This window comes from Qipengyuania mesophila (assembly GCF_019711655.1).
Lineage (GTDB): Bacteria > Pseudomonadota > Alphaproteobacteria > Sphingomonadales > Sphingomonadaceae > Qipengyuania > Qipengyuania mesophila.
In genome coordinates, this window is the sequence record NZ_JAIGNU010000003.1 from 1 (window position 1) to 14,972 (window position 14,972).

The window sequence follows — 14,972 nt, forward strand, 5'->3', positions numbered from 1 at the left end:
CTGGAGCGGATGGGACACGAGGTGCTCGGGGTTGATGCCGATCACGAGATCGTTCGTGATCACAAGGATCTCCTGACGCAAGTCGTTGAGGCGGACTGCACCGAAATCGAGACCTTGCGCAGACTTGGAGCGGCAGAATTTGAAACCGCGGTCGTGGCCATCGGCACCAATGTGGAAGCAAGCCTTCTTACTGTGCTTGCGCTTTGCGATCTCGAGCTTCCTAATATCTGGGCAAAGGCGACCAGCGAGCGCCATGGCCGGATACTAGATCGCACAGGTGCGCACCACGTCGTCTTTCCTGAGCAGAAGATGGGCGAAAGGGTGGCTCACCTCGTCAACGAACGGTTGCTCGACTTCCTTGCGTTTGACGATGAGTTCGCCATCGCGCGCCTGAAGGCGCCCGAGCCAATCGTCGGCCTGCCACTCGTCACAAGTGAGTGCAGGAAAAAGTTCGACGTCACCGTCGTGGGCGTGAAGCGAGGCGGCGAGGACTTCATACACGCGGTGCCGGATACGATCATCTTTCCCGAAGACGAGCTAGTCGTCTCGGGCAGGATCGCGAACATCGAGAAGTTTTCCGCGCTATGAGGCGACTCCTAAATCGGGGGAAACATCCAAAACATGGCCTAGGTTGCCTCTGGGCTGTTCTGGTCGCTGTCGTCCTTTTGGGATTGCTTGGTTGGGCGATCCGAACAGCGGACCCGACCCCGCAAGATCAGGTCACGGAGCACAAGTGATGCGCTTCCGGAGTATCACAACATGAATGATGACAATTACGTCAGAGACGGTGACGGAGAAATGCAAAAGGTTTAGCTCGCCATCTTCGTTTCGACCGCTTTTCGAGACTCTTGGCCGAGAGCCGACTGTCCGCAAACGGCCCCATTTTGTCGGTCAGCGTTGAGCCCTCATTTCGGTCGCTAAGGCTTGGGTGCCGGCTGTCTTGAGGCGGACATTGTGGATGCCTTGATCCAACAGATTGCTTCGGCAGGGCACACTTGTCATTCTGCTCTACAGGATGGCCATTGATCTATTTAAATCCATTGCCCTCGGAGTGCAGCGGCATTGGCGGAACGGGCTGCGCAATGGGTTGGCTGCTGTCGGTGCTGTGTGGACAATCACCGAGGTGCTTACCGCAGCCAGTACCAGTGCGAAATCAGCGCTTGATGGACAAGGCACCGAATATCTGGTTGCCATGGCAATCCTGTTTGTCGTCGTGTTTCTGGCATATGTCTTTGAGCCAGGGTCAGTGTCGTTCAAGGTGCCAAATACGGACACGAAGATCACGCTCAAATACTCGGACATTTTTGTTCAAGATGCGAACTTGCTTATCGGAGTGAACGAGTTCTTCGACGGTGAACTGGGCGCTCCCGTGTCGAAGAACACAGTCCACGGGCAGTTCATTGTTCGGAACTTCAGCGGGAGCGCTGGGTCATTCCGCGCCGCGGTGGAACCCGCGTTGGCGGCTGCAGGTGCAGTGGCCTCGCCGACGGCTCGCACAATTGAGCCGAGCAAGGCTTATCCAATAGGAACCACGGTTTCCGTGCCAAACGGATCTCACACCGTCTTCCTCATGGCCATGACCAACACCGACCTGAATACGTCGAAAGCGTCGAGCGACGTTCCTAGGCTGTGGACCGCCCTGAGGCAGGGACTTCAGTTCGTACATGACCGCGGAAATGGTGAGCCATTAGCCATGCCGCTGTTTGGCAATGGCCAGTCAGGCGTAAAGCTTGAGCCACAACATCTCCTGCGGTTGCTCGTTTTGGCGCTGGTGGACTTTGCCACGAACAGCAATGCCCGTCTCCCAAAGCATGTAACGATCGTCTTGCACGAAAGCTGCTTCGAGGAGCTAGATATTCGAGAAATCGCGCGCGACTGGAAGAAACCCTGATGGCTTACCGCAACGGCACTTACATAGCATTCCACGCCGAGGGCAGCACGGACCCTACCGCGTCCGACATCAAATACTATCGCATGATGTTGGCCTGGAGAGCCAAAGACGGCTCGGCTTTCCCATTCTACAATAGCCACGACAAGGTTTCTGCTGTTCGCGACACCAGTCAAGCGGAGACCATCAAACGCAGCCTTAGACTGCGAATGGATAATTCGAAGAACATGGTGCTGATAATCGGCGCTCGAACGAGGTTCGATACCGATTTTGTCCCCTATGAAATAGGGGACGCTGTGGACCGTTGCCACATTCCGATTATCGCTACCTACCCAGGCCAAGGTGTCATTCGGTCGCCTAATAACCTGCGCGACCTCTGGCCAAGTGCCCTGCAAACACGGATCGACAACGGCAAGGCAAAGGTCATCCATATACCATTCAATCGGAACGCCATCGAAGATGCCATAGGGCAGTTCAACCACAGCAAGGTGCCGGCGGGAGGTGGTCTGGGTTATTACAACGATGATGCCTACAGAGAATTTGGGTTGCTCTGACCGCCCGATGGCCGGTTAGACGGGCTCTCCCGCTTCCTTCCACTCGTGCATCGCCCGAACGAGCTCTGTTGTGGGATATTCGCGAATGTCCTCCTCGGAGGACCCTGCCGCTAACTCTCGTTCCCAGTACCACTCTTGGAAGGCGATATACTTCCCTTGTATGAGCGCCGCCCCGATTGGAACTGCTCCGGCCTCAGCAATGAGCCAAGTTCGTAAATGTCGGACAGCTTTTTCGTGGCCACCGCCATGGGCCCGTATGTCCCAACCGGAAATGTCTGAAAGTGCCCGTTGGTAGTCGAAGCGCGTATGCTCAAAAACAAGGATTCGCTTACTCGTCAGAGGAATAGGTCCAAACCGGCGACATGCGTGATCCAATCCAAGTTCGAAGGGCATATTCATGCGCGCGTACTCGTCGACCGTCCTCGACTTGCATCTGCTCAAATCATGAATGCCATACTTGGAGCCACGAACAAGTTTAGCGATGCGATCGAGCCGCGTCGCCGCGTTGTCGGCGTTTTCTGGAGCTAAGCGGGGGTAGAAGCCGAGATAGACGATGCAAAAGGCTAAAGCCTGCAGGATCGGCGCATACTCTTCGTCAAATGGACAGTTGACGAAGACCGACCTTTCAAATGATGGAACCAAACTCAGCCCTTCGGCGGATGCGGGTCGTTGCCGTAGGAATTTCTTTCCCTAATTCGACCATCAAGGCCGTGAATATAAAGTTCCGTCTTCTGATTCTGAGCGATCCTTGTTGCGGCCTTGATCGCCTCGGCTTGGGTGTTGTGCACGCTGCTCGCTCTGGAAGAACCAGCCTTCTTCACCGCCCAACCACCAGATGAACTCCGAACTACGTGCTGACCTTGCTTCGCCATCGCCATTACCTCCACGACGGATATAACAGTCCTGCTAACTTGGCGCTAGGTGCTCCAAGCGGTCTTTATGGCGACGATGTCCGCAAGATCGCCTGAAAACTTTGACAGCCGACAGTCCGCTGTCGACCCCAAGGCAGCCATTCGGCACACTCATTCAAACCCGCCATCGGTTCAAGATCACGCCCCGAATTTGTGCAGTTAACTTCACTTCCCAGCCGAGCTGTGCCTGCTACATTTTGCTACACAACCCCGCTACACAATGGCTTGGAAACTTGCAGAAAACCGCCATTTTTCAACGAATGTCGTGGACTGGTTCTTCTCCAGCCCTGTCCACCACCGCCTTCCCATGCTTCGACAGTCGAACGCCGCCGCGTGTTGGCTATCCCGCGCGAACCTCGAGATCGGCCGGATCGCGCAACATTACCTCGCGCCGTGAGGGGAGTTCGATCGCGCCTTCGTTGCGCAGGCGTGTCAGCTGCCGGCTTACGGTTTCGATCGTGAGGCCGAGGACGTCGGCGATTTGCTGCCGCGACAGCGGAAGCGCGAAACGCACCGGTCCGTCGATAGCGCGCACTCCGAGCCGTTCGGCCATTTCGAGCAGGAAGCTGGCGACCTTCTGCTCGGCATTCATGCGTCCCAGCAGCACCATCCAGCGGCGCGTCCGGTCGAGCTCGGCCAACGTCCGTTCGAGCAGCTTGTGTTCGAGCCGCGGATGTTCGCGGGCGAAGCGGTCGAAATCCGTGCGCTCGAAGACGCAGATATGCGCTTCGGTCAGCGCCTCGACGCCATAGGGCGAGGTCTCGCCGAAGGGGCGGCCGAGGAAATCCGAGGGATAGACCAGGCCGAGGATTTGTTCCTTGCCGTCGGCCGAATGCGAGGACAGCTTGAGCACGCCCTCGATAACATTCGCGACCAGCACCGCCTCGTCGCCTTCCCACATCACCTGCTCGCCCGCGGCAAGCGTGCGGCGGCGTCCGATGCCGTTGAGCAGGCCGATCTCCGCATCGTTCAGATCGGCGCAGATGGCTCGATTGCGGATCGCACAGGTGCTGCAAGTGGTCGTCAGTCGGGAAATCGGCATGTCCGGCATGACCATCGCAGTATCGGTTGGGCACCGAGATGCCAAGTCCGCGCTGCCCTGCAGGCGAGGTGCTTGCGGGAAATCTGGTCGCGGCCTAACCAGCCGGGATGAGTCACGACATGAAACCGACCGGGCGCCCCGTCATTTCCTCCACCGGGCTGTTCACGCCGCCCGAGACCATCACCAACGAGGAGCTGGTCGAGAGCTTCAACGCCTATGTCGAGCGCTTCAATGCGGCGAATGCCGATGGAATCGCGGCGGGCACGATCGAGCCGCTGCAGCCGAGCTCGGTCGAATTCATCGAGAAGGCGAGCGGGATCAAGGCGCGCCACGTGATGGCCAAAGGGCCGATTCTCGACCCCGAGATCATGGCTCCGCGCTGGCCCGAGCGCTCGAACGAGGAGCTTTCGGTGCTCGCCGAGATCGGTGTGAAGGCCGCGCGCGATGCGCTCGAGCGGGCAGGGCGCGATGTCGCCGATGTCGATGCGGTGCTGTGCGCGGCGTCGAACATGGAGCGGCCCTATCCGGCGATGGCGGTCGAGATTCAGCAGGAGCTGGGCATCGACGGCTTCGGCTTTGACATGAACGTCGCCTGTTCCTCCGCCACTTTCGGGATCCAGACCGCGGCCGACTACATTCGAGCCGGCAACGCGCGGAGCGTGCTGGTGGTCAGCCCCGAAATCACCAGCGGCCATCTGAACTGGCGCGACCGCGACAGCCATTTCATCTTCGGCGACGTCGCGACGGCGGTTCTGGTCGAGGACGCAGCGCTGGCCCCGGCGGAGCACTGGGAGATCCTCGGTACGCGGCTCAAGACGGTCTTCTCGAACAATATCCGCAACAACTTCGGCTTTCTCAACCGTGCCTCGCCCGAAGGCGAGGGCAGGGCGGACAAGCTCTTCGTCCAGGAAGGGCGCAAGGTCTTCAAGGAGGTTGTCCCGATGGTCGCGGAGTTGATCGTCACCGAGGCCGAACGGCTGGGGCTCGAGCCGCAGGCGCTGCGGCGGCTGTGGCTGCACCAGGCCAATGCGGGGATGAACCGGCTGATCGCGCAGCGCGTGCTCGGCCACGAGGCCGATGCCGACGAGAGCCCGACGGTGCTCGATACCTACGCCAATACTTCGAGCGCGGGCTCGATCATCGCCTTCCACAAACATAGCGAGGACCTGGCCGAGGGCGATACGGGGCTCATCTGCAGCTTCGGCGCTGGCTATTCGGTCGGCGCGGTGTTCGTGCGCAAGGTGGCATAACCGCTTGTGACGCTTGGCCGCAGCGCCTAGGTGGCCCCGATGGCAGGTGATCTTCTCGACAATCGCGGCCGCGGCGACGTCCGCTGGTCATGGCCCCCGATCCATCCCGAAGGCCGCAAGTTCGGCGTTATCGCGGTGGGTGTCAGCCTCGTGTTCCTGCTCGGCCTCGACTGGGAAATCGTCGGCTGGCCACTGCTGCTGCTGTCGCTCGGCGTGTTCGCCTTTTTCCGCGATCCCGAGCGCGTGGTGCCCCAGGACGAACGGATGATCGTGGCCCCCGCCGACGGGCTGGTCTCGCTTATCGCCGAGGTCGAGCCGCCGGCAGAGATGATCGTCGACGACGGCTCGGAACATGCGGGCCTGACCGCGGGCAAGGTGACGCGGATCTCGATCTTCATGTCGGTCTTCGACGTGCACATCAACCGCGCGCCGATCGCGGGCACGGTCCGCCGCGTGGTCTATATCCCGGGCAGCTTCGTCGATGCCGGGCTCGACAAGGCGAGCGAGGAAAACGAGCGCCAGCATATCCTGATCGAACGCACCGACGGACTGAAGATCGGCTTCACCCAGATCGCCGGCCTCGTGGCGCGGCGGATCGTGCCCTTCGTCAAGCCGGGCGACACCGTCGGCGTCGGCCAACGCGTCGGCCTGATCCGCTTCGGCAGCCGCGTTGACGTCTACCTGCCCGCCGGGACCGACTCGAAAGTATTGCTCGGCCAGAAGGTCATCGCTGGCGAAACCGTGCTGGCCGAAATCGGCACACAGAAGCTGATCGAGGGCGTCGCGCAGTGAGCCTGCCGCCCAACGAGCACGATACGGGCTTGCGGGTCGGTCCCAAGGCGACCGAGGACGAACCGCCGGCCGTCGTGCGGGCAAGGGCGCTGACGTTGCGGGCGATGATCCCCAATGCGGTGACCGCCGCGGCGCTGTGCTCGGGACTGACGGGCATCCGCTTTGCGGTCGACGGGAAGTGGGAATTCGCTGCGGTCGCGGTGATCGTCGCGGGCATTCTCGACGGAATGGATGGCCGCATTGCGCGGGCCTTGAAGGCCCAGTCGCGTTTCGGTGCTGAACTCGACAGTCTCGCCGATTCGCTCAGCTTCGGGACCGCGCCGGCGATCATTCTCTATCTCTGGTCGCTCTCGGCCGAACCGCGCTGGGGCTGGTTTGCGGCGCTGGCGCTCGCGATCTGCTGCGCGCTGCGCCTCGCGCGGTTCAACGCGCAGATCGATGTCGAGCATCAGCCGCACAAATCGCTCGGCTTCCTGACCGGCGTTCCCGCTCCGATGGGGGCGGGACTGGCCTTCATGCCCTTCTACCTGTGGGCCGCGACCGATCTCGAGATTTTCCGCGAGCCGCTGCTGGTCGCGCCATGGCTGGTTGTCACCGCGCTGCTGATGATATCGAGCATGGCGACGCCGAGCTGGACATCGCTTCGTCCGCGCCGGGGTATTCGGCTGTGGGTGCTGGCCTTCGTCGGGCTGTTGTTCGCCGCGCTGCTGCAGGAACCATGGTGGACGCTGAGCGCGATCGGGATCGGCTATCTGCTGCTGCTGCCCTATACGCTGATCCGCTATGCGCGCGTCAGGCGGCGCGGCTGACCTTCACGTCGACGGTGCCGATCGCGCCGCACCGGCCGAAGGCCGAGTGCTTTTCGAGGCTGATTGCCGGGCGCAGGGCCGGAAGGAGCTGCACCGTCTCACCCTTGAGTTCGCGCCGCAGCGCACCGAAGGCGGACCACCAGCGCAGTCCGCTATCGGCGAGCACCCCCGCGACCGCCACGGCAGTGACGACGAGGAGGGCGGTAAGGAACAATGCGAACATTTGCGAAATCTCCTTCCCGACTGCCGACAAGCCTGTTGACAGGCCGGGGATAATAGGTGGACAACTCTTCCTGACCGCCTTTGTGCCGGCGATGAGAACAATGTTCTCTATTTGTTCCAGACTGTCAAGCGCTTTTCGCGCCCGGATTCCCCTTTTTTGCGGCGAATTGAGTCTGGATTTCCCCGCCCGACATGGGTAAAGGCGCGCGGTCCGCACAGGATTCGGTCGATTTCCGGCCGTGCCGAAGCGGGCAAATCCACATGGAAAGCGCACATACCGGTGCCCGCCGCGGGATCTTACCGCACCAGGGTTCCAGCTTTCCAGAGGCATAACCGGAAAGGAATATGATTATGGCGGCTCCTACCGTCACCATGCAGCAGCTGATCGAGGCCGGCGCACACTTCGGCCACCAGACCCACCGCTGGAACCCGCGCATGAAGCCGTACATCTTCGGCGCGCGCAACGGCATCCACATCATCGACCTGTCGCAGTCCGTGCCGCTCTTCGCGCGTGCGCTCGACTTCGTGCAGCAGACCGCGCGTTCGGGCGGCAAGGTGCTGTTCGTCGGCACCAAGCGCCAGGCGCAGGACGCGATCCGCGAAGCTGCGCTCGCCTCGGGCCAGCACTACGTCAACCACCGCTGGCTCGGCGGCATGCTGACCAACTGGAAGACCATCAGCGAGCGTATCAAGTACCTCAAAACGCTCGACGAGCGTCTCTCGGGCGACACGCAGGGCCTGACCAAGAAGGAAGTCCTCGACCTCACGCGCAAGCGGGACAAGCTCGAGATGTCGCTCGGCGGCATCCGCAACATGGGCGGTATCCCCGACGTGATGTTCGTGATCGACGCCAACATGGAAGACCTCGCGATCAAGGAAGCCAACGTTCTCGGCATCCCGGTCGTCGCCGTGCTCGACACCAATGTCGATCCCGAAGGCATCGCCTTCCCGATCCCCGGCAATGACGACGCCGCGCGCGCCATCCGTCTCTACTGCGACGCGGTCGCCAACGCCGCCAAGAGCGGTCGCGGCGAAGGCATCCAGGATTCGGGTGCCGACGTCGGCGCGATGGAAAATCCGCCGGAAGAAACCGTCGAGGCCTGAGGCCCGGTTCGTGATCGGGCGCAATGCGCCCGTCACACAAGCGATCTACGCGCCGGGCCGCCTACCAGGGCAGGCCCGGTGCCCGCACACTACCAGATGAAGGAATTGATCATGGCTGCATTCACTGCCGCTGACGTGAAGGCCCTGCGCGAGAAGACCGGCGCGGGCATGATGGACGCCAAGAAGGCGCTCGAAGCCTCGAACGGCGATATCGAAGCCGCGGTCGACGCGCTGCGCGCCAAGGGCCTCGCCACCGCCCAGAAGAAGTCGAGCCGCACCGCGGCCGAAGGTCTCGTCGGCGTTGCCGTCGAGGGCACCAAGGGCGTGGCCGTCGAAGTCAACTCGGAAACCGACTTCGTCGCCAAGAACGACAAGTTCCAGGACTTCGTCCGCAAGGCGACCCAGGTCGCGCTGACCGTGTCGGCCGACGACGTCGACACGCTCAAGGCAGCTGCCTATCCCGACGGCGGCACCGTTGCCGACAAGCTGACCGACAATGTCGCGACCATCGGTGAAAACCAGCAGGTCCGCCGCATGAAGACCGTATCGGTCTCGAACGGCGTGATCGTGCCCTACATCCACAATGCCGTCGCACCCGACCTCGGCAAGATCGGCGTGCTCGTCGCGCTCGAGAGCGAAGGCGACGCGGCCAAGCTCGAAGAACTCGGCAAGAAGCTGGCGATGCACATCGCCGCGGCCTTCCCGCAGGCGCTGACCGCCGAAGGCCTCGACGCCGAAGTGCTCGACCGCGAGCGCAAGATCGCCGCGGAAAAGGCTGCCGAAAGCGGCAAGCCCGCCGAAGTCCAGGCCAAGATGGTCGACGGCGCGGTCAACAAGTACGCCAAGGAAAACGCCCTGCTCAGCCAGGTCTTCGTGATGGACAACAAGACCCCCATCGCGCAGGTCGTCGAGCAGGCCGGCAAGGATGCCGGTGCCAAGGTCGAACTGGTGGACTACGTCCGCTTCCAGCTCGGCGAAGGCATCGAGAAGGAAGAGAGCGACTTCGCAGCCGAAGTCGCCGCCGCCGTCGCCGGATAATTATTTGCGGCGCGCGGCGTCAGCGGCGGAACTCTCTGCCTAGCTGCGCGTAGCTGCGGGGCCCGGTCAATCGATCGGGCTTCGCGAGAGAATGGAAACGGTCGTCGGGCGTAACGTTCGGCGACCGTTTTCGTATGTGCCGCACTTGGCAGCGAGCGCCATGCGCTCTAAGGCCGCGCAAACTTCTGCCAAGCGAGAACCCATGCCGCTATCGACGATGAAACGTGTCCTCCTGAAACTCTCGGGCGAAGTCCTGATGGGCGACCAGCAGTTCGGGATCGATCCGGCATTCGTCATGGAACTGGCCAGGGAAGTGAAGGCGGCCAAGGAGACGGGGCTCGAAATCTGCCTCGTCATCGGAGGCGGCAATATCTTTCGCGGCATGGCCGGTGCGGCGCAGGGCATGGACCGGGCGCAGGCCGACTACATGGGCATGCTCGCGACGGTGATGAACGCGCTGGCGATGCAGAACGCGCTCGAGCAGCTTGGCGTCCAGACCCGCGTGCAGAGCGCGGTGCAGATGGACCAGGTGTGCGAACCGGTGATCCGCCGTCGTGCCGAGCGCCATCTCGAGAAGGGGCGCGTGGTGATCTTCGCCGCCGGCGTGGGTGCGCCTTATTTCACCACCGACAGCGGCGCGGCGCTGCGCGCGGCGGAGATGAACTGCGACGCGCTGCTGAAGGGCACGAGCGTCGATGGCGTCTACGACAGCGATCCCAAGAAGAATGCCGATGCCAAGCGTTTCGAAACCGTGACTTACGGCAGGGTCCTGGCGGACGATCTCAAGGTCATGGACGCCAGCGCCGTCGCCCTTTGCCGCGACAACAACATCCCGATTGTCGTCTTCTCGATCCGCGAGCAGGGCAATCTCGCCCGTGTACTGAGCGGCGAGGGCACCCAGACGATCGTCCAGAACTGAACGCCTAAGACAGACAGAGGAAGCCGCCATGGCCAAGTACGACAAAGCCGATATCGAGCGCCGCATGAAGGGCGCCGTCGAAAGCCTCAAGGGTGACCTTGCGGGCCTCAGGACCGGCCGCGCCAACACCAGCCTGCTCGATCCCGTCGTGGTCGAGGTTTATGGCTCGATGATGCCCCTGAACCAGGTCGCCACCGTCAGCGCGCCCGAGCCCCGCATGCTGAGCGTGCAGGTGTGGGACAAGGCCAATGTCACCGCGGTCGAAAAGGGTATCGCCAAGGCCAATCTCGGCCTCAATCCGATGATCGACGGGCAGAATGTGCGTCTGCCGATGCCCGACCTGACCGAGGAACGCCGCAAGGAGCTGGCGAAGCTCGCAGGCAATTATTCGGAGCAGGCGAAGATCGCCATCCGCAACGTCCGCCGCGACGGGATGGAAGCGCTCAAGGACGACGAGAAGAAGAAGGAAATCTCCGAAGACGATCGCAAACGCGGCGAGGACGAGGTCCAGAAGCTGACCGACAAATACGTCGCCGAATGCGATGTCGCTGCTGCGCAGAAGGAAAAGGAAATCCTGACGCAGTAAGCGCGGCAGGGTCCGGAGTGAGAGGATGACAACCGAGGGGCAGCAGGCCCGGCACGTCGCCATCATCATGGATGGCAATGGTCGCTGGGCCAAGCGCCGGCACTTGCCGCGCGTGATGGGGCACAGGAAGGGTGTCGAGGCGGTGCGCGAGCTGGTGCGCAGCCTCAAGGATACCTCGATCGAGTGCCTGACGCTCTATGCCTTCAGCAGCGAGAACTGGAAGCGGCCCGAGGAAGAGGTCGACGATCTGATGAACCTGATGCGCAAGTTCATCAAATCGGATCTGCCCGAGTTCATCGCCAACGATGTGAAGCTGCACATCCTCGGCGATTGGCGCTCGCTCGCCTCCGATATCGTCGACATGCTCGAGGACGCGCTCGAGCGGACCTCGACAGGCTCGCGCACGCTTGCGGTGGCGCTGAACTATGGTGCGCAGGCCGAAATCACCCAAGCAGCGCGCAAGGCTGCAGCAGAAGGCGAGATCACCGAAGAGGCGATCGAACGCCACCTCTTCAGCGCGCCACTGCCGCCGCTCGACCTGCTGATCCGTACCAGCGGCGAAGTGCGGCTCTCGAATTTCCTCTTGTGGCAGGCGGCCTACGCGGAGATGCTGTTCCTCGACGTGCTGTGGCCGGACTTCACGCCCGACCACCTGAAGCGCGCGCTGGCCGATTTCGCGGAGAGGGAGAGGCGATTTGGCGGACGTTGAGACCCCGGCGGCCAAGCCGGCCGGCAAGAATGCGGACCTGCCGGTGCGGATCGTGTCCGCAGTGATCATGGTCGCGCTCGCGGTGGGCGCGCTGTGGGCGGGCAATCCCTGGTTCGGCTGGTTCATCCTCGCAGTGGTCCTGGCGGCGCTCGTCGAATTCGTGCTGCTGGTGGTCAAGGCGACGGCGAACGTCCCCTTCCGCCTCGCCGGCATTGCCGCCGGCACGATCTATATCGCGCTTGCAGGCTACATGCTCTCACGCTTCCCGCTGCCGATCGTGGTCGGCGTGGTGGGCGTCGTCGTGTTCGTCGATACCTTTGCCTATTTCTTCGGGCGCACGCTCGGCGGCCCCAAGATCGCGCCGAAAATCAGCCCGTCGAAGACATGGGCGGGGCTGTTCGGAGCGATTATCGGCGCAACCGTGTGGATCGCGGGATGGATCTATGTCGCTGCCCGCGCCACCTCTGGCGACACGACGATGTTCTTCGACATGACCGAGGCGGGGCAGATCCTTGGGCTCGGCGCAATGACTGCCGTGGCCGCGCAGGCGGGCGACTTCTTCGAGAGCTGGCTCAAGCGCAAGGCCGGGGTGAAGGATTCCTCCAAGCTCATTCCCGGCCATGGCGGCGTGTTCGACCGGATCGACGGCATGATCCCGGTGATCATCCTTGCGGGCGTCCTGTTAGGGGCGGCACGCTGATGCGCTCGATTTCCATCCTCGGCGCGACCGGCTCGGTGGGCGAGCAGACGCTCGATCTGATCCGCCGCAATTCCGGTGAATGGAAGGTGGTCGCGCTGACGGCCAATTCGAACGTCGCCGGGCTGGCGGCAGCGGCGCGTGAGTTCGGGGCGGAGGTCGCGGTGGTCGCCGACGAGCGCCGCCTCGACGACCTGCGCGCGGCATTGTCGGGCAGCGGCATCGAGGCGGCCGCGGGCCGCACCGCATTGTGCGAGGCGGCCGCGCGCCCGGTCGACATAACGGTCGCGGCGATCGTCGGCTGTGCCGGACTCGGACCGGTCATGGCCGCGATCGAGCAGGGCGGCACGATCGCGCTGGCCAACAAGGAAGCACTGGTCTCCGCCGGCGACGTGATGACCGCCGCCGTCGCTCGGCATGGTGCCACACTGCTGCCGACCGACAGCGAGCACAATGCGATCTTCCAGTGCCTCCAGGGCGGCCGGATCAGCGATGTGCGCTCGATCACGCTGACCGCGAGCGGCGGACCGCTGCGCACGGTACAGGACCTCTCGGCGGTCACGCCGGCACAGGCGGTGGCGCATCCAAACTGGGACATGGGCGCCAAAATCAGCGTCGACAGCGCGACCATGTTCAACAAGGGCCTCGAACTGATCGAGGCGCATCACCTCTTTCCGGTCGGGCTCGACCGCATCCGCATCGTCGTTCACCCGCAGAGCGTGATCCACTCGATGGTCGAATATCGCGACGGGTCGACCCTGGCGCAGCTCGGTCCCTCGGACATGCGCGTACCGATCGCCTCGTGCCTCGCCTGGCCTGGGCGGATGGATACGCCGATGGCACCGCTCGACCTGCCCGCGATCGGTGAACTGTCCTTCTTCGCCCCCGACGAGACACGCTTCCCCGCGACCCGGCTCGCGCGCGAGGCTGCCCAGGCGGGCGGGGCGGCTCCGGCGGTGCTCAACGCCGCCAACGAGATCGCCGTTGACGCCTTCCTGGCGGGTAAGATTGCGTTCAGCAGGATCGCGGTATTGGTGGAGAGCGTTCTCGAACAGGGTGAATTGCCCGCTGCGCCGCGGACCCTCGAAGAGGTCTTGCGCGTTGACGAGGATGCACGACACCGTGCCACCCGCATTCTGGAGCCCGCCTGACCTTGGAATTGAACCTGCCTCTCTGGCTTTACTACGTGATCGGTTTCCCGCTGTTGTTGGGGCCGCTGGTCACCATTCACGAACTCGGCCACTATCTCGTCGGCCGCTGGTTCGGTGTCCACGCCGAGGCGTTCTCGATCGGTTTCGGCAAGGAAATCTGGGGCTTCACCGATAAACGTGGGACGCGGTGGAAGGTGTCGGCGTTGCCGCTGGGCGGTTACGTCCAGTTCAAGGGCGACATGAACCCGGCGAGCATACCCGACGCCGAAGCGGCGGCGCAGGCGAGCGCAGAGGAACGCGCCGGAAGCTTCCATCATGCATCGCTGTGGAAACGCGCCCTGATCGTCTTTGCTGGCCCTGCGACCAATATCCTGCTGACCCTCGCGATCTTCGCGAGCTTCTTCGCCTTCTACGGCAAGCCCGTTCCCGCCGAGGCCGATGCGCAGCTCGTAGTCGCGGGCTTCTCCGAGATTTCGCCCGCGCGTGCCGCCGGCATCGAGGTGGGCGACCGGATCGTCGCGGTCGAAAACGAGCCGATGGACGATTTCCGCGACGTGCAGGACGCGATCCTCCTCTACCCGGGGCGCACTCTGGAGATCACTGTCGAGCGCGACGGGGCCGAGCGGCGCTTCGACGTGCCGGTGCGCAGCGTCGAGATGAAGGACCGCTTCGGCAATGTCTCGAAAATCGGCATGATCGGGATAGCCTCGGGTGCGGCGGGCTTCGCCTTCGAGCCGCAGAGCTTGCCGGCCTCGCTCGGCCTCGCGGTCGATCACTCGCTCGGCATTGTTGACATGATGGTCACCGGCGTCGGTCAGATCTTCACCGGTGAACGCTCGATCCAGGAGCTCGGCGGGCCGGTCAAGATCGCCAAGTATTCGGGCGAGCAGCTCAGCCTCGGACCGCTCGCTTTCGTCCAGTTTGCCGCGCTGATTTCGCTTAATTTGGCATTCATCAACCTCCTGCCAATCCCGGCCCTCGACGGCGGGCACCTGGCTTTCTACGCGGCTGAAGCAGTCCGCCGGAAGCCGGTCGGCCCGCGCGGTCAGGAAGTGGCGTACCGCGCCGGCGTGGCCCTCGTGCTGATGCTGATGGTGTTCGTCACGATCAATGATCTGGCGAGCCTTCCCGTGTTCGGGAATTAGCCGGGGAAAGGGAGCGGATTACCGGCATTTCGCCGCGGCAAAGCTTGATTGGCAAAGGCGCTTGGGGCAGGGGACGGCAGGGCCGCCCCGCATTGTGCGGTCTGACGCCGGATCGGGGCTGCGATAGCCGGGTCTGCTGTAACTGTAACGAGGAC

Annotated in this window: 18 protein-coding genes; 14 read left to right on the forward strand and 4 right to left on the reverse strand. The window is 62.9% G+C overall.

What is annotated here, in order from left to right:
* The 3 genes from K3181_RS12870 to K3181_RS12880 form a co-directional block, all read left to right on the forward strand.
* The coding region (locus tag K3181_RS12870) for a potassium channel family protein (protein ID WP_221603536.1) at positions 1-588 on the forward strand (588 nt) is incomplete at its 5' end.
* A gap of 427 nt (positions 589-1,015) precedes the next feature.
* Complete coding sequence (locus K3181_RS12875; protein WP_221603537.1) at positions 1,016-1,891, forward strand: macro domain-containing protein; 876 nt, start codon at positions 1,016-1,018, stop codon at positions 1,889-1,891.
* Positions 1,891-2,442: a TIR domain-containing protein gene (locus K3181_RS12880; RefSeq protein WP_221603538.1), complete on the forward strand. Its 552-nt coding sequence runs from the start codon at positions 1,891-1,893 to the stop codon at positions 2,440-2,442. The genes K3181_RS12875 and K3181_RS12880 overlap by 1 nt, the downstream gene beginning before the upstream one ends.
* Before the next feature lie 15 nt (positions 2,443-2,457).
* Here K3181_RS12880 and K3181_RS12885 read toward each other — a convergent pair whose 3' ends face one another.
* The 3 genes from K3181_RS12885 to K3181_RS12895 all read right to left on the reverse strand — a co-directional run bounded on the left by K3181_RS12885 (position 2,458) and on the right by K3181_RS12895 (position 4,404).
* Positions 2,458-3,084 (reverse strand): hypothetical protein, encoded by a 627-nt coding sequence (locus K3181_RS12885; RefSeq protein WP_221603539.1) that lies wholly within the window; start codon positions 3,082-3,084, stop codon positions 2,458-2,460.
* Positions 3,085-3,086: 2 nt separating this feature from the next.
* Complete coding sequence (locus tag K3181_RS12890) at positions 3,087-3,320, reverse strand: DUF2188 domain-containing protein (RefSeq protein ID WP_425594554.1); 234 nt, start codon at positions 3,318-3,320, stop codon at positions 3,087-3,089.
* A 373-nt stretch (positions 3,321-3,693) separates the two neighbouring features.
* Positions 3,694-4,404 (reverse strand): Crp/Fnr family transcriptional regulator, encoded by a 711-nt coding sequence (locus K3181_RS12895; RefSeq protein WP_221603540.1) that lies wholly within the window; start codon positions 4,402-4,404, stop codon positions 3,694-3,696.
* A 98-nt stretch (positions 4,405-4,502) separates the two neighbouring features.
* On the opposite strand from K3181_RS12895, the gene K3181_RS12900 reads away from it, so the two are divergent.
* The 3 genes from K3181_RS12900 to K3181_RS12910 all read left to right on the forward strand — a co-directional run bounded on the left by K3181_RS12900 (position 4,503) and on the right by K3181_RS12910 (position 7,246).
* Positions 4,503-5,645 carry a beta-ketoacyl-ACP synthase III gene (locus tag K3181_RS12900; protein ID WP_221603541.1) on the forward strand — a complete coding sequence of 381 codons (1,143 nt, stop codon included), beginning with the start codon at positions 4,503-4,505 and terminating at the stop codon, positions 5,643-5,645.
* Between the two features lie 39 nt (positions 5,646-5,684).
* Entirely contained in the window at positions 5,685-6,437 is a 753-nt protein-coding gene (locus K3181_RS12905) for a phosphatidylserine decarboxylase (protein ID WP_221603542.1), read from the forward strand.
* Between the two features lie 104 nt (positions 6,438-6,541).
* Positions 6,542-7,246 carry a CDP-alcohol phosphatidyltransferase family protein gene (locus K3181_RS12910; protein WP_221603764.1) on the forward strand — a complete coding sequence of 235 codons (705 nt, stop codon included), beginning with the start codon at positions 6,542-6,544 and terminating at the stop codon, positions 7,244-7,246.
* On the opposite strand, the gene K3181_RS12915 is transcribed toward K3181_RS12910, so the two are convergent.
* On the reverse strand, positions 7,230-7,469 hold the full coding sequence (locus K3181_RS12915; RefSeq protein ID WP_221603543.1) for a hypothetical protein: 240 nt from the start codon (positions 7,467-7,469) through the stop codon (positions 7,230-7,232). The two genes, K3181_RS12910 and K3181_RS12915, sit on opposite strands and share 17 nt — an antisense overlap.
* A gap of 350 nt (positions 7,470-7,819) precedes the next feature.
* Between K3181_RS12915 and rpsB the strand changes: the two genes are divergently transcribed.
* The 8 genes from rpsB (at position 7,820) to rseP (ending at position 14,817) form a co-directional block, all read left to right on the forward strand.
* Positions 7,820-8,572, forward strand: a complete 753-nt coding sequence (gene rpsB, locus K3181_RS12920; protein WP_221603544.1) for a 30S ribosomal protein S2 — start codon at positions 7,820-7,822, stop codon at positions 8,570-8,572.
* Between the two features lie 111 nt (positions 8,573-8,683).
* Entirely contained in the window at positions 8,684-9,610 is a 927-nt protein-coding gene (tsf, locus tag K3181_RS12925; protein WP_221603545.1) for a translation elongation factor Ts, read from the forward strand.
* Positions 9,611-9,812: 202 nt separating this feature from the next.
* Positions 9,813-10,529, forward strand: coding sequence for a UMP kinase (gene pyrH, locus K3181_RS12930; RefSeq protein WP_221603546.1), 717 nt, complete (start codon positions 9,813-9,815; stop codon positions 10,527-10,529).
* A 28-nt stretch (positions 10,530-10,557) separates the two neighbouring features.
* Positions 10,558-11,115, forward strand: a complete 558-nt coding sequence (gene frr, locus K3181_RS12935) for a ribosome recycling factor (protein ID WP_221603547.1) — start codon at positions 10,558-10,560, stop codon at positions 11,113-11,115.
* Positions 11,116-11,140: 25 nt separating this feature from the next.
* The gene (gene uppS, locus K3181_RS12940) at positions 11,141-11,824 is read left to right on the forward strand and encodes a polyprenyl diphosphate synthase (protein ID WP_221603548.1); all 684 of its coding nucleotides are present in this window, start codon (positions 11,141-11,143) and stop codon (positions 11,822-11,824) included.
* On the forward strand, positions 11,811-12,524 hold the full coding sequence (locus K3181_RS12945) for a phosphatidate cytidylyltransferase (protein WP_247715150.1): 714 nt from the start codon (positions 11,811-11,813) through the stop codon (positions 12,522-12,524). The genes uppS and K3181_RS12945 overlap by 14 nt, the downstream gene beginning before the upstream one ends.
* Entirely contained in the window at positions 12,524-13,672 is a 1,149-nt protein-coding gene (gene dxr, locus K3181_RS12950; RefSeq protein WP_221603549.1) for a 1-deoxy-D-xylulose-5-phosphate reductoisomerase, read from the forward strand. Before K3181_RS12945 ends, dxr begins: the two co-directional genes overlap by 1 nt.
* Before the next feature lie 8 nt (positions 13,673-13,680).
* Positions 13,681-14,817, forward strand: a complete 1,137-nt coding sequence (gene rseP, locus K3181_RS12955) for an RIP metalloprotease RseP (RefSeq protein ID WP_221603550.1) — start codon at positions 13,681-13,683, stop codon at positions 14,815-14,817.
* The last annotated feature ends 155 nt before the right edge of the window (positions 14,818-14,972 follow it).

What these genes read in the sequence shown, in the direction of transcription:
- K3181_RS12910 (WP_221603764.1), top strand. Translation starts at nt 6,542, where the DNA reads ATGATCCCCAATGCGGTGACCGCCGCGGCGCTGTGCTCGGGACTGACG.
- K3181_RS12895 (WP_221603540.1), bottom strand. Translation starts at nt 4,404, where the DNA reads ATGCCGGACATGCCGATTTCCCGACTGACGACCACTTGCAGCACCTGT.
- tsf (WP_221603545.1), top strand. Translation starts at nt 8,684, where the DNA reads ATGGCTGCATTCACTGCCGCTGACGTGAAGGCCCTGCGCGAGAAGACC.
- K3181_RS12905 (WP_221603542.1), top strand. Translation starts at nt 5,685, where the DNA reads ATGGCAGGTGATCTTCTCGACAATCGCGGCCGCGGCGACGTCCGCTGG.
- pyrH (WP_221603546.1), top strand. Translation starts at nt 9,813, where the DNA reads ATGCCGCTATCGACGATGAAACGTGTCCTCCTGAAACTCTCGGGCGAA.
- K3181_RS12875 (WP_221603537.1), top strand. Translation starts at nt 1,016, where the DNA reads ATGGCCATTGATCTATTTAAATCCATTGCCCTCGGAGTGCAGCGGCAT.
- K3181_RS12880 (WP_221603538.1), top strand. Translation starts at nt 1,891, where the DNA reads ATGGCTTACCGCAACGGCACTTACATAGCATTCCACGCCGAGGGCAGC.
- uppS (WP_221603548.1), top strand. Translation starts at nt 11,141, where the DNA reads ATGACAACCGAGGGGCAGCAGGCCCGGCACGTCGCCATCATCATGGAT.
- K3181_RS12915 (WP_221603543.1), bottom strand. Translation starts at nt 7,469, where the DNA reads ATGTTCGCATTGTTCCTTACCGCCCTCCTCGTCGTCACTGCCGTGGCG.
- frr (WP_221603547.1), top strand. Translation starts at nt 10,558, where the DNA reads ATGGCCAAGTACGACAAAGCCGATATCGAGCGCCGCATGAAGGGCGCC.
- rpsB (WP_221603544.1), top strand. Translation starts at nt 7,820, where the DNA reads ATGGCGGCTCCTACCGTCACCATGCAGCAGCTGATCGAGGCCGGCGCA.
- K3181_RS12890 (WP_425594554.1), bottom strand. Translation starts at nt 3,320, where the DNA reads ATGGCGATGGCGAAGCAAGGTCAGCACGTAGTTCGGAGTTCATCTGGT.
- dxr (WP_221603549.1), top strand. Translation starts at nt 12,524, where the DNA reads ATGCGCTCGATTTCCATCCTCGGCGCGACCGGCTCGGTGGGCGAGCAG.
- K3181_RS12900 (WP_221603541.1), top strand. Translation starts at nt 4,503, where the DNA reads ATGAGTCACGACATGAAACCGACCGGGCGCCCCGTCATTTCCTCCACC.